We start from the raw sequence: 20701 nt of genomic DNA, 5'->3' as shown, positions 1-20701 counted from the left end.
GGGGGGGGGGGGGGGGGGGGGGGGGTGGGGGGGGGGGAGGGGGGGGGGCGGAGGAAAGGGGGGCGGGGGTCGGGGGGGGGGGTGGGCGGGGGTGGGGGGGTGGCCCCGCGCCGTTTCCGTGACCTCCCACGGCAGAACCGTTCCGCTCCGGGCCGAGACGACTGTTGACTGATTCCGGAAAAGTGCCATTCTGACTAGGTATCCACAACGTCTCGAAGGCCCCGCTCGCCTTCGTGAGCACGGGTCGATTCATCCGCTCCGGGAAGGAACGCCGTGTCCGAAGAACGCACGCCGAACGCCAAGGAACGCCGGTCCGAGGGTAGCGACAGCGAGAATCCGGTGATCGCCGCACCAACCCCCCGAGCACACCGCCCGTACACCAACCAGGACTGGTGGCCGAATCAGCTGGATCTGTCGGTCCTGCACGCGCATTCGTCCCGGTCGACCCCGCTGGGCGAGGACTTCGACTACGCGAGCGAGTTCGCGAAGCTCGACGTCGAGGCCCTCAAGCGCGACCTGTTCGATCTCATGACGACATCGCAGGAATGGTGGCCCGCCGACTACGGCCACTACGGTGGCCTGTTCATCCGGATGAGCTGGCACGGCGCGGGCACCTACCGCATCGCCGACGGCCGCGGCGGCGCCGGACAGGGCGCCCAACGCTTCGCCCCGCTCAACAGCTGGCCCGACAACGCCAGCCTGGACAAGGCCCGGCGCCTGCTGTGGCCGGTCAAGCAGAAGTATGGGCAGTCGATCTCCTGGGCCGACCTGCTCGTCTTCGCAGGCAACTGCGCGCTCGAGTCGATGGGGTTCGAGACGTTCGGCTTCGGGTTCGGTCGACCGGACATCTGGGAACCCGAGGAGGTCTTCTGGGGACTCGAGGACGAGTGGCTTGGCACCGACAAGCGCTACAGCGGTGAGCGCGAACTGGCGAAGCCGCTCGGCGCCACGACCATGGGCCTGATCTATGTGAATCCCGAAGGCCCTGAGGGACAACCGGATCCGATTGCCGCAGCCCACGATATCCGCGAAACGTTCGGGCGGATGGCGATGGACGATGAGGAGACCGCGGCACTCATCGTCGGCGGCCACACCTTCGGCAAGACACACGGCGCTGGCGACCCGGACCTGATCGGGCCCGAGCCGGAGGCCGCCCCACTCGAGGAGCAGGGGCTCGGCTGGAAGAGCGCCTACGGCACCGGCGCAGGCGCGGACGCGATCACCAGCGGGCTCGAGGTGGTGTGGACACCAACCCCGACGACGTGGGACAACACGTTCCTCGAGATCCTCTATCGGTACGAGTGGGAGTTGACGAAGAGCCCCGCGGGCGCGTGGCAGTACGTGGCGCGCGACGGTGCGGGAGCGGGCACGATCCCGGACCCCTTCGGCGGCCCGGGACGGGCCCCCACCATGCTGGTCACCGACATCTCGTTGCGCGAATCTCCGATCTACGCCGACATCACCCGGCGGTGGCTCGATCATCCCGAGGAACTGGCCGTCGCCTTCGCGAAGGCCTGGTACAAGCTGCTGCACCGCGACATGGGGCCGGTCTCGCGCTACCTCGGGCCGTGGGTGCCCGAACCGCAACTCTGGCAGGACCCGGTGCCCGCCGTCGATCACCCGCTGGTCGAGGCCGGGGACGTCGCCACGCTCAAGGCCGCCGTGCTGCAGTCGGGGCTGTCGGTGGACCGGCTGGTCCGGACGGCGTGGGCGGCGGCCGCAGGCTTCCGCAGCACTGACAAGCGCGGCGGCGCCAACGGGGCACGGATTCGGCTGGCACCGCAGAAGGACTGGGAGGTGAACCAGCCGACCGAGTTGGCCGAGGTGCTGCCGGTGCTTGACCGGATTCGACGGGACTTCAACGACTCGGCAGGCGGAGGACGGGCTGTGTCGCTGGCCGACCTGATCGTCCTCGCCGGGTCCGCGGCCGTCGAGCAGGCGGCGAAGGACGCCGGCGTCGAGGTGACGGTGCCGTTTGCGCCGGGGCGTACCGATGCCTCGCAGGCGGACACCGACGTGGCGTCGTTCGCGGTCCTCGAACCCCGTGCCGACGGATTCCGCAACTACGCCCGCGACGACGAAAAGGCTCCGCTGGAGCAGTTGCTGCGAGAGCGTGCCTACCTGCTCGATCTGACCGCGCCGGAGATGACGGTGCTCGTGGGTGGCCTCCGGGCCCTCGGCGCCAATCACGGCGGCGGCCCGCACGGCGTCCTCACCGACCGGCCCGGCGTGCTGACCACCGACTTCTTCGTCAACCTTCTCGACATGGGCACGGTCTGGACCCCGTCCGAGTCCGACGCGAACGTCTACGAGGGCCGGGATCGCGGGACCGGCGTGGCCCGGTGGACGGCCACCACGGTCGACCTCGTCTTCGGCTCGCACTCTCAGCTGCGCGCCCTCGCGGAGGTCTACGCCTGCGACGATGCGGGTCCGCGATTCGTGCACGACTTCATCGACGCGTGGGTGAAGGTGATGAACCTGGACCGATTCGACCTTCACTGAGCGCGGACCAGCACTGTCCCCGACAACGCAGAAACTCCCAACTCGGATGAGTTGGGAGTTTCATGGCCTGGTGGCCAGGGCCGGGATCGAACCGGCGACCTTCCGCTTTTCAGGCGGACGCTCGTACCAACTGAGCTACCTGGCCGGGCGGCACCCGAACCGAATGCCTTCGCTTACTAAGCGACCCTGACGGGACTCGAACCCGCGACCTCCGCCGTGACAGGGCGGCGCGCTAACCAACTGCGCCACAGGGCCTTGCTGTACCTCTTTATTGTGAGACCCACTGGCTGTGGCCCTCGGTCTTGCTCGGTTTGAAACCTAGCAGGCGAACCCGCTACTTCCCAAATCCGTACCCCCTACGGGATTCGAACCCGCGCTACCGCCTTGAAAGGGCGGCGTCCTAGGCCGCTAGACGAAGGGGGCCCGCCGGATCTCTCCGGCAAGTACCCTCAACGGCTGTTCCGTTGGGAGCTCGCATAGCTTAGGACACATCTTTCGGAGAACTCAAATCGGCTGGTCATCGCCGGTTTCCGAGGCGTTTTCGGCCGTTGCGGCGGCGGTGGCGAGCGATGCGAGGTCCTGCCAGCCCTCCCTGCGCCATGCCTCAAGCCAGTCCTCGGCCGCCATCGCCTGCAGCAGCACCTCGAATGCCTCGTCGAACCGCTCCCGCAGGCCGGTGCTGTCCGTGGTCAGGTCGAGCATGTAGCGCTGACCGGCAAGGCAGGCCCCCAACACCCGGGAGAACACCACCGGATCCGCATCCGGCCGCAGCAGACCCTCCCGCTGGGCCCGCAGCACCAGCTCGTGCGCGGTGTGTCCCCACACCTGACTGCCCCCGGCGCGCACGTCGGAGTAGAACTCCGGCTCGATGATGAGCCGGAACTCGGCCTGGACGATCACCTCGTCGGCGAATCGGTCCGCCAGTTCGGCGATGATCGCGTGCAGCACTTGAAGGGGGTCGGCATCGACGCGCTTCCACCGGTCGGTCGATTCGGTGTACCGCTCGAGCGCGGCAGCCATGACCGCGCGCGCGAGGTCCTCTTTCGAATCGAAGTGGAAGTACATCGCCCCCTTGGTCGCATGGGAGCCCTCAAGGATGGTGTTCACCGATGCCGCCGCGTATCCGCGTCGGGCGAACTCGACCGCCGCGGCCTCGACGATCGCCGCGCGGGTCCGCCGCGCGCGTTCCTGTTGACGTGCCATGTGAGCTTGTCCCGCCTCCGAAACCTGCAAGTCGAATTGGTGCGCCCCGACAGGCCACAGAAGACCTCGATCAACCCTAACCCCGGCAACCGCGATTTGGGCGCACCACCACACCGCCGAACGGGACGCAAGATGCTACCGGCAAGTAAGGTAAGCGACCTGCCGTAACACACCAGGTGGTACGCTTTGGTTGGCTCGGGTGCGCCGGAGGGGGGTGCGCACCCGAGTTCTCCGCCCCGCGGCCCGTCACAGCCAGTCCCGCCGGCGAAAGTTCCACCACAGCCCCAACCCCAGCACGAGCAGCAATGCCGCACTGAACCAGAATCCAGTGGTGTCGCCGTATCCCGGGAACGGGATGTTCTGTCCGAAGTAGCCGGTGACCCCCGTCGGGATCGCGATGATCGCCGCCCAGGCGGTCAGCTTCTTCATGATCTCGTTCAGCGAATTTCCCTGCATCGCAAGATGTGTCGCGAGAATCGACTCGATCGTGTCGCGCATCCCGTCGATCCGTTCGGTCGCGCGGAGCGTGTGGTCGTACACGTCCTGGTAGTACGGCACCAGGTCCCCGTCGAGTACATGCGCCCCCTGCCGGAGCAGTGCGCTCAACGCCTCGTTCATCGGCAACACCGCCCGCCCGAGGTGGGCGACCGCCTTTCGCAACACGAAACTGCGCAACTGGACCGCATTCTTCGGGCCCTCCCCGAGCAGCAGCGCGTCCTCGAGATTCTGGATCTGGTCGTCGAGCAGGTCGATCGCGGCGAAGTACCCGTCGACCAGGTTGTCGAGCACGCTGTGCAGCAGGAACCCCACCCCGTATGACGTCAGGTCCGGGTTGTCGTCCCAGTCATCCAGGATCGGGTCGATCGCGAATCCGTCGTCGCCGCGGATCGTGATGAGGGCCCGCGGCAGGATGAAGATCGAGACGTCGGTCCCGGCAAGGTCGTCGGACCCGGCCTGCATGCGGACCGCGCGGGCGTGCAGCAGATTGTGATCGCGGAACCGCACCAGTCGGGGGCGCTGCCGACCCGACACCGCGCCCTCGACCGCGAGCGGATGCAACCCGACCTCCCCGCCGATCAACGGCGACAACGCCACAATGTCGGCGACCGACGGGGCGAGCAGGTCCACCCAGATCAGGGCGTTCTGCTCGGACCGGTGCGAGGCGAGATCCGCGAGCGGCAGGTCAACCCCGGCCAGCGCCCCGTCGACGTAGAGCCGATTGCGGACCCGACAGGACACCTGCACGCTCGCTGACGCCATCGCCACCTCCTCGACCCGACCATCTTGACCCCGGCCCGCCCCGAAGCCCCGGAGGCCGACCGCCCCCGCGCGCCAACTAGACTGCTGCAGCACTGCCCCTTTAGCTCAGTTGGTAGAGCTACGGACTTTTAATCCGCAGGTCCTCGGTTCGAGCCCGAGAGGGGGCACCACCGCCCACCAGGAACCACGCCTGGTGGGATTTTTCGTTTTCGATGAACCTGCGCGGCACCCCACCAGGCGGACTCGACTTGGTAACGCTTTCCTCAAGTTCCGCGGGCGGGGATGTCCGTATCCGGCGGGGTCTGATACCACTTGGTGGGCGGCGATCGGTGCGAAATGGCCAACTTGGCCATGAATCAACGAAATTCGCGGCCGAGACCGACGCGATTGCATGGCACGGTCAGGGTTCGACGAGGGCAGAAAAGGCGGTGAGCGGAGATGACGTCTCCTCACGGGCACATCGGCATCGACCACACCCGGCCCGCATCCGCGACCCGTCCGCGTTCGGCGACGCTGCACCGACCGTGCACCGGTGCGCGTATCGCCGATTCCGCCGCCACCCGCTCCAGCGACACCGACCTGGGGCACGCCACCTTCCGGACCCTGGAAGACGCGGCGGAGTCCCCGCTCACCGACGACCAGGCAGCATCACTCGGGCGCCTGGTCCGACTGGTGGTCCGCCGGACCGCCGGGCTGCCCGGGGGCTTCGACACCGTCGAGGACCTGTGCCGCGGCCACCTGCAGGCGCGCGCCTGCGCTCCGACGGCCGAGCAGACCCGAGCTGCCGCGCAGCGCACCCTCGATCGACTGCGCGCCCCGGCCTCCTGATCTTTCGGGCCCGGATCCGGCAATCCGGGCGACCCCGGCGAAGTGGGTCGACATCCCACACGCTGCGGGATCAGAATGGTCTCCAGAGGTCCGGATTCAGGGAGGCCGCCATGACCGTGGATGTCGCTGACGCGAACAACATGTACACGCGCACCCGGGACACCGCACACGCCAGCGAGGTGCGTAGGGACGTCTTTGTGGTGACGACGGGTGTAGCCCTCGTCCTGCTCAGCCTGTGGCTACCGACCCAGGGCGATCAGGCGGTCACCGGGACCATCCTGATCCTCGGGCTGATCGCCTATTCGGCGGGGCTGTGGGCGATGACGACCGAATCACGCACCAGCCACTGGGCTCTCGTGGTCCTCGGGCTGGCGCTGCTCGTGACCCCGCTCGCGATGGCATTCCCCGACGGCACCACGGCGGCGACGGCCGTTGCCGTCGTCGCGGGCGCCGTCGTCCTCGCGGTCGGCGTGCTGGGACTGCTCGCGCGCCGGGACGAGCCCGCCCCGGCGCGACACCGTCGTCGGTCCCCGATCGCCGACCCGTGGGTGCCTCGCGGGCGGTGAGTCGATCCGGCCGTCAGGCCGACGGCGGCGTCTCCTCGCGGTCCTCCCGCTCGCGCTCCTCCCGTTGCCGGGCGTCCTCGCGCAGCCGGGACAGCTGGTCACCGCGCCTGCGGTACCGCAGCGTCAACCAGACCAGGACACCGAAGACGAGCGCGCCGACCACAACCCCGACCAGCGTTGCCCCGCGGAAGCCAGGGGCGTCGACGTCGAGGATCCGTTCACCCGCATGCGCGGCGGAGTTGGTGCCGACCACGACCGACAACGTCAGCAGGTTCGGCGCGGCAATCAGCAGGGCGGCGACGAGGGCCGCGACCACCGTCACCTTCGCGTACCGCCACCGTCGGGATCGCCACGCCGCAGCGAACAGAGCCAGCGGCACCAGCGTGCACACGAACCCGAAGGTCAGGCCCCACAGAATCCCTCGGGTCATGCTTGCCGCGGCGAGCGACCCGGCCTGCTGCGCCCACCACCGGGGCAGGAACGCGGCAAGAACGAAGTAGGTGACGACAAGGACGACGACGAGCACTAGGCCCCAGATCGTCTTCCGCAACCACGGCGGCATACCGGAGCGCGGGGCGGTCGGCACCTCATTCGTGCTCATCCGTCCATCCTCGCCCGCGGAACTGACACGCGCCACGCGACACGACGATCCACCTCTGCGCCGGATTCGTCCAATACGGTGCATCGAGAAGGTTTGTCCATCGCGAACCCCAGCACGAAAGCGAGCACCATGGCCTCCCTCGACGAACTTCTCGCCCAGATCCCGATCGCGGACATCGCCGCCAAACTCGGCGTCGACGAGGCGACCGCGACGGCGGCCGTGAAATCCGCGGTCCCGACGCTCCTCGGCGGCCTCGAAGCCAACGCACAGGACGCGAGCGGCGCCGCCTCCCTCGAGGCAGCCCTCGCCCAGCACCAGTCCAGCTCGCTGCTCGACGGCGGGGTCGATCTCGCTCAGGTCGACGAGGCCGACGGCGAGAAGATCGTCGGCCACGTCTTCGGCGACAACGCGAACCAGGTCGCCAGCACGCTCGGCGGCCTCGACGGGGCGAGCGGCAGTTCCCTGATGACCAAGCTGCTGCCCCTCCTCGCGCCGCTGGTCCTCACGTTCGTCGCCAAGCAGTTCGGTGGCGGCGGTGCGGGCGGGACGCAGGCGGCGTCCGCCGCACCGGGCGGCGGGCTCGGCGACCTGCTCGGCGGCCTGCTCGGCGGCGGAGGCAAGAGCGGCGGCGGGCTCGGCGACGTCCTCGGCGGCCTGCTCGGCGGCGGCGGCAAGAGCGGCGGCGGCCTCGGTGACCTGCTCGGCGGCCTGCTCGGCGGCGGTCGCCGATAGTCGCGCGTGGCCGGCGGCACCCGTGCTGCGCTGCCGTCGGCCACGTAACGACACGCCGCTCCACCGCGATGGTTCGCAGGGTGGTCGACGTGACCTCGTAGCGCCATGAGCGGATCGATCGGATCTCAAACATGGTTACGGTCCCGTAGGCTAGGTTGAGCCGATTCCGCGACGCATGGAGGCAAGTGATGGCCAGAGTTTTGACCCAGCTCGAGTTGCTGCAGGAACTGGAGCCCGTGGCCGAAGCGAATCTCAACCGCCACCTGTCGATGGCCAAGGACTGGCATCCGCACGACTATGTCCCGTGGGACGAGGGCCGCAACTTCGCCGCGATGGGCGGTGACGACTGGGACGAGGAGCAGTCCCGGCTCGATCCGGTCGCCAAGGCGGCGATGATCACGAACCTGCTCACCGAGGACAACCTCCCCTCCTACCACCGCGAGATCGCCGAGAACTTCTCCAGGGACGGCGCATGGGGCACCTGGGTTGGACGGTGGACCGCCGAGGAGAATCGGCACGGCATCGTGCTGCGCGACTATCTGGTCGTGACCCGGGGCGTCGACCCGGTCGCGCTGGAAGAGGCGCGGATGATCCACATGACCAACGGGTACGCCTCCCCCGCCGACACCGGCGGCCTGCTCTCGTCGGTCGCCTACGTAACCTTCCAGGAACTGGCGACCCGGGTGTCGCACCGCAACACCGGCAAGGCGTGCAACGACGACATCGCCGACCGGATGCTCACCCGCATCGCTGCGGACGAGAACCTGCACATGATCTTCTACCGGAACATCTGCGAGGCCGCGCTCGATCTGGCTCCGGATCAGGCCATCGCCGCGATCACGGATGTCATCACGAAGTTCCAGATGCCCGGCGCGGGCATGCCGAACTTCCGGCGCAACGGTGTGCTGATGGCCAAGCACGGCATCTACGACCTGCGGCAGCACCTCGAGGAGGTGGTGATGCCGGTCCTGCGGAAGTGGCGGATCTTCGACCGCACCGACTTCTCCGGCGCAGGCGAGGCCGCCCGCGAGCAGCTGTCCTCGTTCGTCGACGACCTCGGCCTGCAGGCCGCCAAGTTCGAGGAGCAGCGGGACCGCATGCTGGCCCGTGAGGCGCGCAGGCGTGAACTGGAGGAACCGGCCTCCTGAGGTCGGCGACCCCGGGGCATCCCCGGCGGAGCGGCTATCCTGTGCCCGGCACCGAACCCCGGTGCCGGGCACAGACTTTTCCGAGGTAATCGATGTCTTCCGCTGATCAGCATCTGCGTATCGGCTCGCTGGAGCTGCGCAGTCCCGTCGTACTTGCGCCGATGGCGGGTATCACGAATGTGGCGTTCCGCACCCTCTGCCGGGAACTCGAGCTCGAGCGGGCGGGCAGCACCTCCGGTCTGTACGTGTGCGAGATGGTGACCGCCCGCGCGCTGGTCGAACGCCAGCCGGGGACCCTGCACATGACAACCTTCGGCCCGACGGAGACGCCGCGGTCGCTGCAGCTGTACACGGTCGACCCGGACACCACCTACGCGGCAGCGAAGATGATCGTCGACGAGAACATGGCCGACCACATCGACATGAACTTCGGCTGCCCGGTCCCGAAGGTGACCCGTAAGGGCGGCGGCTCGGCGCTGCCGTACAAGCGGCGCCTGTTCGGGCAGATCGTCGCGGCCGCGGTGCGGGCCACCGAGGGCACCGACATCCCGGTGACGGTAAAGATGCGGGTCGGGATCGACGCCGACCACCACACCCACCTGGATGCCGGGCGCATCGCCGCCGGTGAGGGTGCTGCCGCCGTGGCGCTGCACGCACGGACGGCCGCGCAGCGGTACTCGGGTACCGCCGACTGGAGCGAGATCGCCCGCCTGAAGGAGCACGTCACCGACGTCCCGGTACTCGGCAACGGCGACATCTTCGCCGCCGAGGACGCGCAGCGGATGATGGCCGAGACCGGCTGCGACGGCGTCGTCGTCGGCCGTGGCTGCCTGGGCCGCCCGTGGCTGTTCGCCGAGCTCAGCGCCGCGCTGAACGGGACCGCGATGCCGACGCCGCCGACCCTCGGTGAGGTGGCCGCGATCATCCGCAGGCACGCCGAGCTGCTCGCCGCGCACCACGGCGAGGACAAGGGCATGCGCGAGCTACGCAAGCACGTCGCCTGGTACCTGCGCGGGTTCCCCGCCGGATCCGACATGCGGGTGGCGATGGCGCTGGTGTCGACCCTCGAGGAGCTGGACGGCCTGCTCGCCGAGCTGCCCGCCGACGTCCCGTTCCCAAAGGACGCCGAGGGCCCCCGCGGACGGCAGGGGTCGCCGGGCACGGTCGCGCTCCCCGACGGGTGGCTCGACTACCCCGACGACTGCCTCGTTCCCGCTGGCGCCGACCTCATGCACTCGGGCGGCTGACCTGCATCGACTCGGCGCGGCTGGAACCCACAGGTTCGATCAGTATCATGTGTGCACCGCCGCGAGCCGACGGCGACGACGCGTGCGTGTAGCGCAGGAGAGGTAGGGGCACCCCGTTGGGCGACGATCACGAACCGGGCACCGCGCCCGAAGGTCGCGCTCCCTGGGAGAGACCGATCTCCCGTGTCGGCAGGCCGGTGCCCCGCCCCCGCCCCGAGCCGAGCCCGCCCGAGCAGCAGCTCAGCAACCGCCCGGACCCCTCTGCGCCGCCGGAACGGCCGCGGACACCGCCGCCGAAGCCGCCGACCCCGCCGCAGCCCGGGCCGACGCCGCCGGGTGACAGCGGCCGGATCCGCACCGACGGCGACCCGAGCGACCGACTCACTGTCGCCGAGCTGATGCAGCGGGTCGGCCAGGACGACGGGCCCACCGAGGTCACCCCCGTCGCGGACAGCGTGTCGGAGGCCGAACCGAAGCCCGCGGGCACCAGTTGGTTGTATCGGGCAGCCCCGACGGCGGTTGCCCCCGATGATCCGGCCGAGTCCGACGCGACCAGCCGGCTCGTCGCGAGCAAGCGCCGCAAGCAGCGTCGACTTCGGGTGGCCGGCCGGACCGGGACCGCGCTGCTCGCCGTGGTGGTGCTCGCCCTGACCGGCGTCGTCTGGGGCTACCTGCGGGCGACGGACAACGGATTCAGTCAGGTTGCCGCCCTCGACCTGGAGAGCAGCGACGTCGTCGACCCCGGCGGGCAGTACGGCGACGAGACGTACCTGATCGTCGGCACCGATACCCGGGCCGGCGCGAACGGCGGGTTGGGCGCCGGATCGGTCGCGGACGCCGAGGGCGCCCGCGCCGACACCGTCATCCTCGTCAACGTCCCCGCCGACCGCAGCAGGGTGGTCGCGGTGTCCTTCCCCAGGGATCTCGACATCGTCCGCCCGGACTGCCAGGCCTGGGACAACAGCGCGGGCAAGTACACCAGCGAGACCAACTACGGCGCCGACAACGACAAACTCAACTCCGCCTACGCCTACGGCGGACCGAAATGCCTGGTGAAGGTCATTCAGAAACTGTCCGGACTGAAGATCGGGCACTTCATCGGCATGGATTTCGCCGGGTTCGAGTCGATGGTCAACGAGATCGGCGGCGTCGAGGTCTGCACCACGGCCCCGCTGATCGACGGCGAGCTCGGGACCGTCCTCCCGCGCGCGGGCAAGCAGACCGTCGACGGCGCGACCGCCCTGAACTACGTGCGCGCCAGGAAGGTCGAGGCGGAGGGCAACGGCGACTACGGCCGCATCAAGCGTCAGCAGATGTTCCTGTCGTCGCTGCTGCGGGGGGCGATGTCGAACAAGGTGCTGTTCGATCCGGGCAAGCTCAACGGGTTCATCAACGCGTTCACCCGCGAGACGTTCGTGCAGAACGTGGACACGAAGTCCCTGGTGACGCTTGGCCGGTCGCTGCAGAAGGTGGACGCCGGTGCGGTCACCTTCCTGACCGTGCCGACCGCGGGGACCAACGAGCTCGGCAACGAGATCCCCCGCCTCGACGACATCAAGTCGATCTTCCGGGCGATCATCGACGACGAGCCGCTACCCGGCGAGGAGCGGACCCCGGAACCGGCGGAGACGGAGGCGGCCGCCGCGCCGTCCACCGCGGTCACGCCCACCCCGGCCGCAGCGGTGCAGGCCCTCGATCCGTCGATGGTGTCGGTGCAGGTCTCCAACGCGTCCGGGGTGACCGGCATCGCCGCGCAGGCGGCGGAGGCCCTCGGCGCCAACGGCTTCTCCATCTACAGTGTCGGCAACTACAGCGGCACCAGTTCGTCGACGCTGGTGCGGTTCGGCCCCGGCGCGGAGGCGCAGGCCGCGACGGTGGCCGCGACGATTCCCGGCGCCCAGCTCCTCGAGGCGTACGACCTGGACGGCATCGTCGACGTCGTGCTCGGTTCCGACTTCGACGGCACCATCGTCGCGCCGCAGCAGGCGGGGGCGGCGCTGCACCCGAAGATCGCGCCGAAGTCGACGGTCATCTCGGGGACCACGATCGAGGAGCTGCCCGCCGACCTGGCCTTCACCAACGCGGGCGACGACGCCTGCGCGTGAGGCCCGACCGCAGGCCGTTTCACACCCTGACGTGCGTCGTCGTTCACCCCCCGTTCACCGGGAGCTCGTGACTTGGTCCCCTGCGCGAACTAGGCTGTGACCTCATGCGCGTGGCATACAACGAACAGATGACCGAACTCGCCGACACGCTCGGCGAGATGGCGGGTCTCGCGGGTGCGGCGATGGAGAAGGCGACGCAGTCGCTGCTGCAGGCCGACCTCTCCCTCGCCGAGCAGGTCATCAGCGACCACGACCAGATCACCGAGCTCAGCGTCGTCTGCGAGGAGCGGGCGTTCGCCCTGCTCGCGTTGCAGGCGCCGGTCGCCGGTGACCTGCGGCAGGTGGTCAGCGGAATCCAGATCGTCGCGGACATCGACCGGATGGGCGCGCTCGCCCTGCACGTCGCGAAGATCGCCCGTCGGCGACATCCGAACCACGTCCTCCCGGAGGAGGTCAACGGCTACTTCGCGGAGATGGGCAGGCTCGCCGTCGCGCTGGGTGCCGCGGCACGGGAGGTGCTTGAGACGCACGACCCGGAACGCGCCGCGCGACTCCAGGAGGAGGACGACGCGATGGACGACCTGCACCGGCACCTGTTCAGCGTGCTGATGGATCGGGAGTGGAAGCACGGCGTCGCCGCCGCGGTCGACGTCACCCTGCTCGGCCGCTTCTACGAGCGTTTCGCGGACCATGCCGTCGAGGTGGCGCGCCGCGTCATCTTCCTCGTCACCGGCAAGATGCCCGCCGAGCCCGAGGACGGCGGCGAACTGGCCTGACCGCACGACGCAACCACCGAACGGGCGGTTGCCGGGCCGCGCACCCGCGCGATGCCCCGGCAACCGCCCGTTCGCGTGACGGTGCCAAGATCGGTGCCGTGCCCCGCGACGACACCTACCGGTACGCGGCGGGCGTGTTCGCCGCCGGTTGCGGACTGCTCGGCGGCGCGGGCCTGCTCGCGTCGGTGCTGACGGTCGAGGTTCGGATTCCGGTCCTGCTCGCCGGATGGACCCCGATGCTGCTCGTCGTCACGATGATCGGTGCGGTGGCCGCCACCCTCGCGCGACGCTGGCTCGTTCAGGTCGGGTGCCTGCTGGTCTGCGCGCTCGGGGTGTGGCTGCTCGCGCCGCTCTACCTCGCCGGCCCGACCGTCACCGCGACCGGCCCGACGCTGCGCGTGCTGCAGGCCAACGTCAAGGTGGGGCAGGCCGATCCGGTCGCGTTGGTCGACACGATCCGGGACCGCGACGTGGACGTCGTCACCGTGCAGGAGGTGACGGACGAGTCGATCACCGGGCTGGCCGCAGCGGGCCTGGACGAACTGCTTCCGCACCGCTACCTGGTGCCGCTCGGTCCCGGCGGGCTCGGCGGCGGGATCTACAGCCGCTTCCCGCTGTCGAACACCCGGATGCTCGACGGATACCTGTCGGCGAACCTGGCCGCCGATCTCGATGTCGGCCGCGCCGAACCGGTGGCCCTGTTCGCCGTCCATCCGGCGCCCGCCTACCTGTTCCCGGCGCCGATGTGGGCCGCCGAACTGCGAGCCCTCGGCCGGGAGTTCGCCGCCGCCGACCACGACACGGTCATCGCGGCGGGCGACTTCAACGCGAGCTGGACGCAACGCCAGTACCGGGACCTGCTCACCGGCGGCTACGTCGACGCCGCCGACCAGGCGGGGGCCGGGCTGCTGCCCACGATGCCCGCGCACCGCTGGTATCCCGCGGTCACCGGCATCGACCGAATCATCACGCGGGGCGCGGCCGTCACCCACCTCGAGCGGGTCCCGATCACCGGCTCCGACCATCACGGGCTGATCGCCGACATTCGCCTCCGCTAGTTTGCGACCGCCGACCGGGCGGATGTCGGACACCGCTCGCGGCTGATGTTCCGGTAACCACCCGGTCGACGTCAGCCGAAGCGGCCCGAGATGTAGTCCTCGGTCGCCTTCTGCGACGGGTTGGAGAAGATCCGCTCGGTGTCGTCGATCTCGACCAGCCTGCCGGGCTTGCCGGTGGCCTCGAGGTTGAAGAACGCGGTCTGGTCGCTGACCCGAGCGGCCTGCTGCATGTTGTGCGTGACGATCACGATGGTGAAGTCCTGCTTCAGCTCGGTGATCAGGTCCTCGATCGCGAGGGTGGAGATCGGGTCCAGCGCCGAGCAGGGCTCGTCCATCAGCAGCACGTCGGGCGAGACGGCGATGGCGCGGGCGATGCACAGTCGCTGCTGCTGACCGCCGGACAGGCCGCCGCCCGGCTTGTCGAGCCGGTCCTTGACCTCGTTCCACAGGTTGGCACCGCGCAGCGACTTCTCCGCAACCTCGTCGAGTTCCTTCTTGTTGCGGACCCCCTGCAGCTTCAGGCCCGCGACGACATTGTCCCGGATCGACATGGTGGGGAACGGGTTCGGACGCTGGAACACCATGCCGATGGTCTTGCGCACACCGACCGGGTCGACCTGCGAGCCGTAGATGTCCTCGCCGTCGAGCAGGATGGCACCCTCGACACGCGCGCCCGGGGTGACCTCGTGCATCCGGTTGATCGACCGCAGCACGGTGGACTTGCCGCAACCGGACGGGCCGATGAACGCGGTCACGCTGCGCGGGTGCACCGACAGGCCGACGTCCGCGACGGCGTGGAACTTGCCGTAGTAGATGTTGACGTCCTTGAGATCAAGACGCTTGGCCATGATGGCTCCCTTGCATGGTGGTGACTCGAATGGCGGGAAGTCGGGGTGTCACTTGCGGACCCGGGACAGGTGCCCGATCAGCTTCGCGACGATGTTGAGGACCGCGATCAGCAGGATCAGGGTCAGCGCCGCGCCCCAGATCCGGTTGGATCCGGCCGCGGTGGGGTTGTTCATCTCCGCGACCATGACGCCGGGCAGCGACCCCATCTCCCCGCCCCACATGTCGAAGTTGATGAAGGACGCGTAGCCGACCAGGATCAGCAGCGGCGCGGTCTCACCGAGCACCCGGGCGAGGGCCAGCATCACGCCGGTGATGATGCCGGGCAGCGCGGTGGGGACGACGATCCGCATGATCGTCTTCCACTTCGGCACGCCGAGCGCGTACGACGCCTCCCGCAGGTCCTGCGGCACGATCCGCAGCATCTCCTCGGTGGAGCGCACCACCACCGGAACCATCAGCAGCACCAGCGACAGCGACACCGCGAACGCCGACTTCGGGAAGCCGAACGTCGCGATCCACAGCGCGAAGATGAACAGGGCCGCGACGATCGACGGGACGCCGGACAGGATGTCGACCATGAACGTGGTGAGCTTGCCGAGCTTCGAGCGGCCCGCGTACTCGACAAGGTAGATGGCGACGAACAGGCCGAGCGGGATCGAGATCGCCGCGCACACCAGTCCCTGCAGGATGGTACCGATCAGGGCGTGGTAGATGCCGCCGCCCGACGAGGACGCGGACAGGCCGTTGAGCGAATGCGTGAACCAGGTGGGGCTGGTGATCGCCGCGAAGCCCTTCTGGATCACCGTGAACAGCACCCACACCAGCGGCACCAGCGCCAGCAGCACCGACCCGGTGACCAGCACCCTGGCGACGAGGTCGCTGGTACGTCGCCGCGCGCTGACGCCCTGGAAGGTCGGCGCCTTGACCGGTCGATCCATCGTGGTCGTCATGTCAGTCCTTCTTCCCGGCAACCGCGGCGCGGGCCGCGGCGTTGACCACGAAGGTCAGCACGAACAGCACCAGCCCGGCGGCGATGTAGGCGCCGGCCTGGATGTCGTTGTTGAATTCGGCGTATCCGAGGGCGATCTTCGACGCGATCGTCGAGCCGCCGTCGAACAGCGACCAGGTGGCGCTGGCCGCGGTGGTCCGCAGGATCATGTACAGGGCCATCGTCTCGCCAAGCGCCCGGCCGAGGCCGAGCATGGACCCGCTGATGTACCCGGACTTACCGAACGGCAGGACCGCGGTCTTGACGACCTCCCACTTGGTGGCGCCGAGGGCGAGGGCCGCCTCCACGTGCGCGACGGGGGTCTGGTTGAAGACCTCGCGGGTGACGGCGGTGATCATCGGCAGGATCATCACCGCGAGCACGATGCCCGCGGTGAAGATCGTGCCGCCGCCCTGGATGGACCCGGACCCGTCGGAGAACAGCGGGATCCAGGCCAGGTTCTCGTTCAGCCACATCGCAAGCGGCCGGATCGCGGGCGCGAAGATCAGCAGACCCCACAGGCCGTAGACGATCGACGGGACCGCCGCGAGCAGGTCGATCACGTACGCGAGCGGCCGCGCGAGCCGCGTCGGCGCGTACTGGGTGAGGAAGATCGCGATGCCCAGCGCGACCGGCATCGCCAGTGCCAACGCGAACAGCGACACCAGGACCGTCACCTGCAGCAGGTCGAGCACACCGAACGCCAGGTGGTCGATGTCGGTCGTGACCCAGGACCGGCTGGTCAGGAAGTTGACCTCGTTGCGCGAGAGCGCGGGGACCGCACGCCAGATCAGGAAGACGCCGATCGCACCGATCAGCACCGAGATGAAGACCGCCGACCCCTTCGCCAGGGTGGTGAAGATCCGGTCGCCCGGACGGACCACCGCCTTGCCAGGTGTCGCGGACGGGGTACGGATCGGGTCCTCCGATGCTCCGAGCGGACCACCCGCCCCGGCCCCGGGGTCACCGGGGCCGGGTGCGGGCAGCGCCGACTGGGTTGGCGCGTCGCTCATCTGCGCTCGCAATCTGCTAGGTCCGAATATAGAGCGGTGCGGCGGTGGACCGCACTCAGGCGATCGCGGCGATCGACGCGTTCAGCTTGTCCTGCACCGTGCCGGGCAGCGGCACGTAACCCTGCTCCGCCAGATTCGCCTGCCCCTCGTTCGCGGCGCTCGTGAGGAACGACTTGACCGCGGCCGAGGTGTCCGCGTCGTACCCGGTGGAGCATACGATCGAGTAGGTGGCGAGAACGATCGGGTACGCCCCGGCCTCGGTGGTCCCGTAGATCGAGTTCAGGTCCAGGGTCAGGTCGCCGACACCCTCGGCCTTGAAGGTCGCGCCCTCGATGGCCTTGCCCGCGGACGCCTCGGTCAGCTCGACCGCACCGGCGCCGGAGTCGATCTTCGCCATGGCCAGCTTGTTCTGGTCGGCGAAGGACTTCTCGACGTAGGTGATCGACCCCGACGACCCGGCGACGGCCTGGGACACGCCAGCCGACCCCTTCGCGCCCTCACCGACGCCGCCGACGAAGTCGGACCCGGCGCCCTTGGTCCAGACGCCGTTCGAGGCGGCGGTCAGGTACTGCTGGAAGTTGTCGGTGGTGCCGGAGGAATCCGACCGCACGATCGGGGTGATCTTCTGGTCCGGCAGGGCGGCGTCGGCGTTGAGTGCCGCGATCGCCGGGTCGTTCCAGTTGGTGATCGCGCCGCTGAAGATCTTCGCGAGCACCTCACCGCTCAGCGTCAGGTCCGTCACGCCATCCAGGTTGTACGCGATCGCGACCGGCCCGAACACCAGCGGCAGGTTCCACGCGTCGCCGCCCGCGCAGCGGTCCTTCGCTGCGGCGGCCTGATCGCCCTTGATCGCCGAGTCGGAGCCGGCGAAGTCGATCTGCTCCGCGATGAACTGGGTGCGGCCGTCACCGGAGCCGGTCGGGTTGTAGGCGACCTTGACGTCCTTGCCCTTGTCCCGGCACACCGCGATGTAGGTGGCGACGAACTCGTCCATCGCGTTCTTCTGCGCGGACGACCCGGCCGCGGACAGCGATTCCTTGCCCTCGCAGGTCGCATTCGATGCGGCGCTGTTGACCGTGGTGCCGGACGACGACGAGTTGTCGTCGCTGCCGCACGCGACCAGGGTCATCGCCCCGACCGCAGCCACACCGAGCACGGCAGCATTGCGCTTGAAGTTCACGCTGGATCCCTCCGGGAGACTCGTCAGTCGGGCAGCACCGCGCCGCCCTGCCGTTGAAAGGTAGGGGCGGGGGGTGGACAGCCGGTCCCGAGGAGATGAACGGAAGGTGAACAGCTGCTGATGGCGTCGCCGCCGGTGCGTGATCTGCACCCCAGTGGTGGTGCACATCACGCACAGTTCGGGTCAGCCCGCCTTGGACTCCGGGGTACGGAAGTCGCGGACGACGTCGGCGTCCGCGGAGGCATTCTTCAGCGACGCGGCATACACGTCGACATACTCCTGCCCGGACATGCGCATCAGCTCGTACATGATCTCGTCGGTGACGGTCCGCTCAACCCACCGATTGCCCGCCATCCCCTCGAAGCGGGAGAAGTCCAGCGGCGCGCCGTACGTGACCTGCACGCGCTTCCGACGCCAGCGGAACGGCCCGGGCGGGCAGATCTCGTCGGTGCCGACCACCGCGACCGGGATCACCGGGATCCCGGTGGCCAACGCGAGCCGGGCGGCACCCGTCTTGCCCTTGTAGAGCCTGCCGTCGGGCGAGCGGGTGCCCTCCGGGAACAGGCCGACCAGCTTGCCCTCGTCGAGCAGGCGGCGGGCGGTGTCCAGCGCGGCGTTCGCGGCGTTCGCGCCGCTGCGGTCGATCGGCACCTGGCCTGCCCCCGCGTAGAACGCCTTCTGCAGCGCACCCCGGAAGCCGGGGGTGGTGAAGTATTCGCTCTTCGCCAGGTAGGTGATCCGCCGCGGGGAGGACAGCGGGGCGAACAGCCAGTCCGCGATCGACAGGTGGTTACCCGCGAGAATCGCGGGCCCGGAGGTCGGGATGTTCTCCAGCCCCTCGACCTTGGGACGGTTGTACAGCCGGATGAACGGACCGACGAACACGTACTTCAACAGCCAATAGAACATGCTTACCCTTCGTACCCTGCGTATGCGACGTCGACGTGGAACCGCTCGAAGGCGAGCCGGTCGTACGTGTGCAGCGCCGACGTGTTGTCCGCCTCGGTGTAGAGGAGCACCGAGCCGAGGCCCCGGTCCCGCAGGTATCGCAGACCCGCGACCGTCAGCAGGCGGCCGAGCCCGCGTCCCTGCGCGGACGGCGCGATCGCGACGACGTAGACCTCCCCGATCGCCGGGTCGGCACCCGACGCGTCGTGCACCTTCGTCCAGTGGAAGCCGAGCATCTCGCCCGTCACGGAGTCCGCGGCGACGAACAGTCCGGCCGGATCGAACCAGGGTTCGGCGACCCGCTCGTCGATCTCCCGCTGCGTCCAGGAGCCCTGCTCCGGGTGCCAGTCGAACGCGGCCGCGTTGACGCGCAGCAGCCCCGCATCGTCCCCGGGTCCGGCATAGGTGCGCAGGGTGACCCCGTCGGGGACCGGGACGTCCGGCAGCGGCGGCGTGTCGAGCCGCCGACGCAGCTGCAGCAGCTCACGCGCCGGGGTCAACCCGAGCCGGCTGGCCACCGCACGGGCGGCGGGCAGGTCCCCGTGCGCCCAGACCCGGGCGCCGGGGCCGCCACGGCGCAGGGCCGCGGACACCAGCGCCCGACCGATGCCGCGCCCGCGGTGACCGGGATCCACCACGGCCTCCACCATCGCGGGATGCTCACCGTGGGCGGGTTCCACGCCCGCGTACCCGACGACCGCGCCGTCGGCGGTCCACAGCAGGTGCTCGGTGTCCGATCGCCCGGACAGCCGGTGCACGGCCTGCTCGGAGACCGGCTCGGTGCCGTCCACCCCGGCCGCCCGGTCGATCAGGCCGCGTATCTGCTTCTCCTGCAGCGAATCCAGGTGGTCGAATCCGCGCGGCGCCTCGTCTGTCATCTATCGAACCGACCCGTTCGTCGTGCTGAGCTCGCTGTCGTCGGGATCGTCACCGAGGTCGTCCTCGTCGTCGGGACGGGCCGCACCGGCGCCCGCCTTCCTGGTCGGCCGGACCGCCTTGTAGCCGACGTTGCGAACGGTGCCGATCAGCGACTCGTACTCCGGGCCGAGCTTCGCGCGCAGCCGCCGCACGTGCACGTCCACGGTCCGGGTGCCGCCGAAGAAGTCGTACCCCCACACCTCCTGCAGCAGCTGCGCTCGGGTGAACACCCGGCCCGCGTGCTGCGCGAGGTACTTGAGCAGTTCGAATTCCTTGTAGGTCAGGTCGAGTGGCCTGCCCCGCAGCCGGGCCGTGTAGGTGCCCTCGTCGATCGTCAGCTCACCGAGGGTGATCTTCCCCGACGCCTCCTGGCTCGCGTCACCGCCGCTGCGACCGACGAGCAACCGCAGCCGGGCATCGAGTTCGGCCGGGCCGGTCCCAGGGAGGAGAATGTCGTCGAGACCCCAGTCGGAGTTCACCGCGACGAGTCCGCCCTCGGTGAGCACCGCAACGACGGGAATCGCCGACCCGGTGCTGCCGAGCAACCGGCACAGTCCGCGCGCCGAGGCGAGATCCGTCCTGGCGTCGACCAGCGCGACGTCCGCGGATCCGGCGTCGAGCAGGGACGAGACCTCGGTCGGTGCGGGGCGGACGGTGTGCGCCAGCAACGCGAGGGAGGGCAGCACCGACTCGGGATTGGGGTCGGAGGTCAGCAGGAGCAGCTCCACAGCCTCCCCTTCTTGCCGCTTTGCGTGCCGGAGCACGGCCGACAGTAACGT

At 69.3% G+C, this 20701-nt stretch carries 19 protein-coding genes and 4 tRNA genes; 10 read left to right on the top strand and 13 right to left on the bottom strand.

Features of this window, described 5'->3' with window-relative positions; translation table 11 throughout:
* The first annotated feature begins 273 nt into the window (after positions 1 to 273).
* A complete protein-coding gene (katG, locus tag ACWF62_RS02960; protein ID WP_378570156.1) occupies positions 274 to 2502 on the top strand; it encodes a catalase/peroxidase HPI in 2229 nt (742 codons plus the stop codon).
* Between the two features lie 68 nt (positions 2503 to 2570).
* On the opposite strand, the gene ACWF62_RS02955 is transcribed toward katG, so the two are convergent.
* The 5 genes from ACWF62_RS02955 to ACWF62_RS02935 all read right to left on the bottom strand — a co-directional run bounded on the left by ACWF62_RS02955 (position 2571) and on the right by ACWF62_RS02935 (position 4965).
* Positions 2571 to 2647 (bottom strand) — tRNA-Phe (locus ACWF62_RS02955).
* Between the two features lie 36 nt (positions 2648 to 2683).
* Positions 2684 to 2757 (bottom strand) — tRNA-Asp (locus ACWF62_RS02950).
* 95 nt (positions 2758 to 2852) lie between these two features.
* Positions 2853 to 2925: transfer RNA gene (locus ACWF62_RS02945), tRNA-Glu, on the bottom strand.
* Between the two features lie 81 nt (positions 2926 to 3006).
* A complete protein-coding gene (locus tag ACWF62_RS02940) occupies positions 3007 to 3705 on the bottom strand; it encodes a ScbR family autoregulator-binding transcription factor (protein ID WP_378570155.1) in 699 nt (232 codons plus the stop codon).
* Between the two features lie 246 nt (positions 3706 to 3951).
* On the bottom strand, positions 3952 to 4965 hold the full coding sequence (locus ACWF62_RS02935) for a magnesium transporter CorA family protein (RefSeq protein WP_378570154.1): 1014 nt from the start codon (positions 4963 to 4965) through the stop codon (positions 3952 to 3954).
* 94 nt (positions 4966 to 5059) lie between these two features.
* Between ACWF62_RS02935 and ACWF62_RS02930 the strand changes: the two genes are divergently transcribed.
* The 3 genes from ACWF62_RS02930 to ACWF62_RS02920 all read left to right on the top strand — a co-directional run bounded on the left by ACWF62_RS02930 (position 5060) and on the right by ACWF62_RS02920 (position 6359).
* Positions 5060 to 5135, top strand: a tRNA-Lys gene (locus ACWF62_RS02930).
* A 268-nt stretch (positions 5136 to 5403) separates the two neighbouring features.
* Positions 5404 to 5793 (top strand): hypothetical protein, encoded by a 390-nt coding sequence (locus ACWF62_RS02925; protein ID WP_378509056.1) that lies wholly within the window; start codon positions 5404 to 5406, stop codon positions 5791 to 5793.
* Between the two features lie 110 nt (positions 5794 to 5903).
* On the top strand, positions 5904 to 6359 hold the full coding sequence (locus ACWF62_RS02920; RefSeq protein ID WP_378509057.1) for an SPW repeat domain-containing protein: 456 nt from the start codon (positions 5904 to 5906) through the stop codon (positions 6357 to 6359).
* 13 nt (positions 6360 to 6372) lie between these two features.
* On the opposite strand, the gene ACWF62_RS02915 is transcribed toward ACWF62_RS02920, so the two are convergent.
* The gene (locus ACWF62_RS02915) at positions 6373 to 6960 is read right to left on the bottom strand and encodes a hypothetical protein (RefSeq protein WP_452629366.1); all 588 of its coding nucleotides are present in this window, start codon (positions 6958 to 6960) and stop codon (positions 6373 to 6375) included.
* Positions 6961 to 7089: 129 nt separating this feature from the next.
* Here ACWF62_RS02915 and ACWF62_RS02910 point away from each other — a divergent pair, with 129 nt between their 5' ends.
* The 6 genes from ACWF62_RS02910 (at position 7090) to ACWF62_RS02885 (ending at position 14026) form a co-directional block, all read left to right on the top strand.
* Positions 7090 to 7692, top strand: a complete 603-nt coding sequence (locus tag ACWF62_RS02910) for a DUF937 domain-containing protein (RefSeq protein WP_452629365.1) — start codon at positions 7090 to 7092, stop codon at positions 7690 to 7692.
* A gap of 188 nt (positions 7693 to 7880) precedes the next feature.
* Positions 7881 to 8840, top strand: a complete 960-nt coding sequence (locus ACWF62_RS02905; RefSeq protein ID WP_378570152.1) for an acyl-ACP desaturase — start codon at positions 7881 to 7883, stop codon at positions 8838 to 8840.
* Between the two features lie 92 nt (positions 8841 to 8932).
* Positions 8933 to 10087 (top strand): tRNA dihydrouridine synthase DusB, encoded by a 1155-nt coding sequence (gene dusB, locus ACWF62_RS02900; RefSeq protein WP_452629363.1) that lies wholly within the window; start codon positions 8933 to 8935, stop codon positions 10085 to 10087.
* A 116-nt stretch (positions 10088 to 10203) separates the two neighbouring features.
* Positions 10204 to 12192: an LCP family protein gene (locus ACWF62_RS02895; protein WP_378570151.1), complete on the top strand. Its 1989-nt coding sequence runs from the start codon at positions 10204 to 10206 to the stop codon at positions 12190 to 12192.
* A 104-nt stretch (positions 12193 to 12296) separates the two neighbouring features.
* Positions 12297 to 12968 (top strand): phosphate signaling complex protein PhoU, encoded by a 672-nt coding sequence (gene phoU, locus ACWF62_RS02890; RefSeq protein WP_378509063.1) that lies wholly within the window; start codon positions 12297 to 12299, stop codon positions 12966 to 12968.
* 98 nt (positions 12969 to 13066) lie between these two features.
* Complete coding sequence (locus ACWF62_RS02885; protein ID WP_452629362.1) at positions 13067 to 14026, top strand: endonuclease/exonuclease/phosphatase family protein; 960 nt, start codon at positions 13067 to 13069, stop codon at positions 14024 to 14026.
* 71 nt (positions 14027 to 14097) lie between these two features.
* On the opposite strand, the gene pstB is transcribed toward ACWF62_RS02885, so the two are convergent.
* From pstB to ACWF62_RS02850, 7 genes are all read right to left on the bottom strand, one after another.
* On the bottom strand, positions 14098 to 14874 hold the full coding sequence (gene pstB, locus ACWF62_RS02880; RefSeq protein ID WP_378509065.1) for a phosphate ABC transporter ATP-binding protein PstB: 777 nt from the start codon (positions 14872 to 14874) through the stop codon (positions 14098 to 14100).
* A gap of 48 nt (positions 14875 to 14922) precedes the next feature.
* Positions 14923 to 15825: a phosphate ABC transporter permease PstA gene (gene pstA, locus ACWF62_RS02875; RefSeq protein ID WP_378570149.1), complete on the bottom strand. Its 903-nt coding sequence runs from the start codon at positions 15823 to 15825 to the stop codon at positions 14923 to 14925.
* A 1-nt stretch (position 15826) separates the two neighbouring features.
* Complete coding sequence (pstC, locus tag ACWF62_RS02870; RefSeq protein WP_378509067.1) at positions 15827 to 16876, bottom strand: phosphate ABC transporter permease subunit PstC; 1050 nt, start codon at positions 16874 to 16876, stop codon at positions 15827 to 15829.
* A gap of 55 nt (positions 16877 to 16931) precedes the next feature.
* Positions 16932 to 18056, bottom strand: coding sequence for a phosphate ABC transporter substrate-binding protein PstS (pstS, locus tag ACWF62_RS02865; RefSeq protein WP_378570148.1), 1125 nt, complete (start codon positions 18054 to 18056; stop codon positions 16932 to 16934).
* Between the two features lie 183 nt (positions 18057 to 18239).
* Positions 18240 to 18965: a lysophospholipid acyltransferase family protein gene (locus tag ACWF62_RS02860; RefSeq protein WP_378509069.1), complete on the bottom strand. Its 726-nt coding sequence runs from the start codon at positions 18963 to 18965 to the stop codon at positions 18240 to 18242.
* Between the two features lie 2 nt (positions 18966 to 18967).
* Positions 18968 to 19882, bottom strand: a complete 915-nt coding sequence (mshD, locus tag ACWF62_RS02855; protein ID WP_378570147.1) for a mycothiol synthase — start codon at positions 19880 to 19882, stop codon at positions 18968 to 18970.
* Entirely contained in the window at positions 19883 to 20650 is a 768-nt protein-coding gene (locus tag ACWF62_RS02850) for a winged helix-turn-helix transcriptional regulator (protein ID WP_378570146.1), read from the bottom strand. It lies immediately after the preceding gene.
* Positions 20651 to 20701 lie beyond the last annotated feature (51 nt).

The organism is Rhodococcus sp. NPDC054953 (genome assembly GCF_053609225.1).
This window is presented reverse-complemented; position numbering and strand designations above follow the sequence as displayed.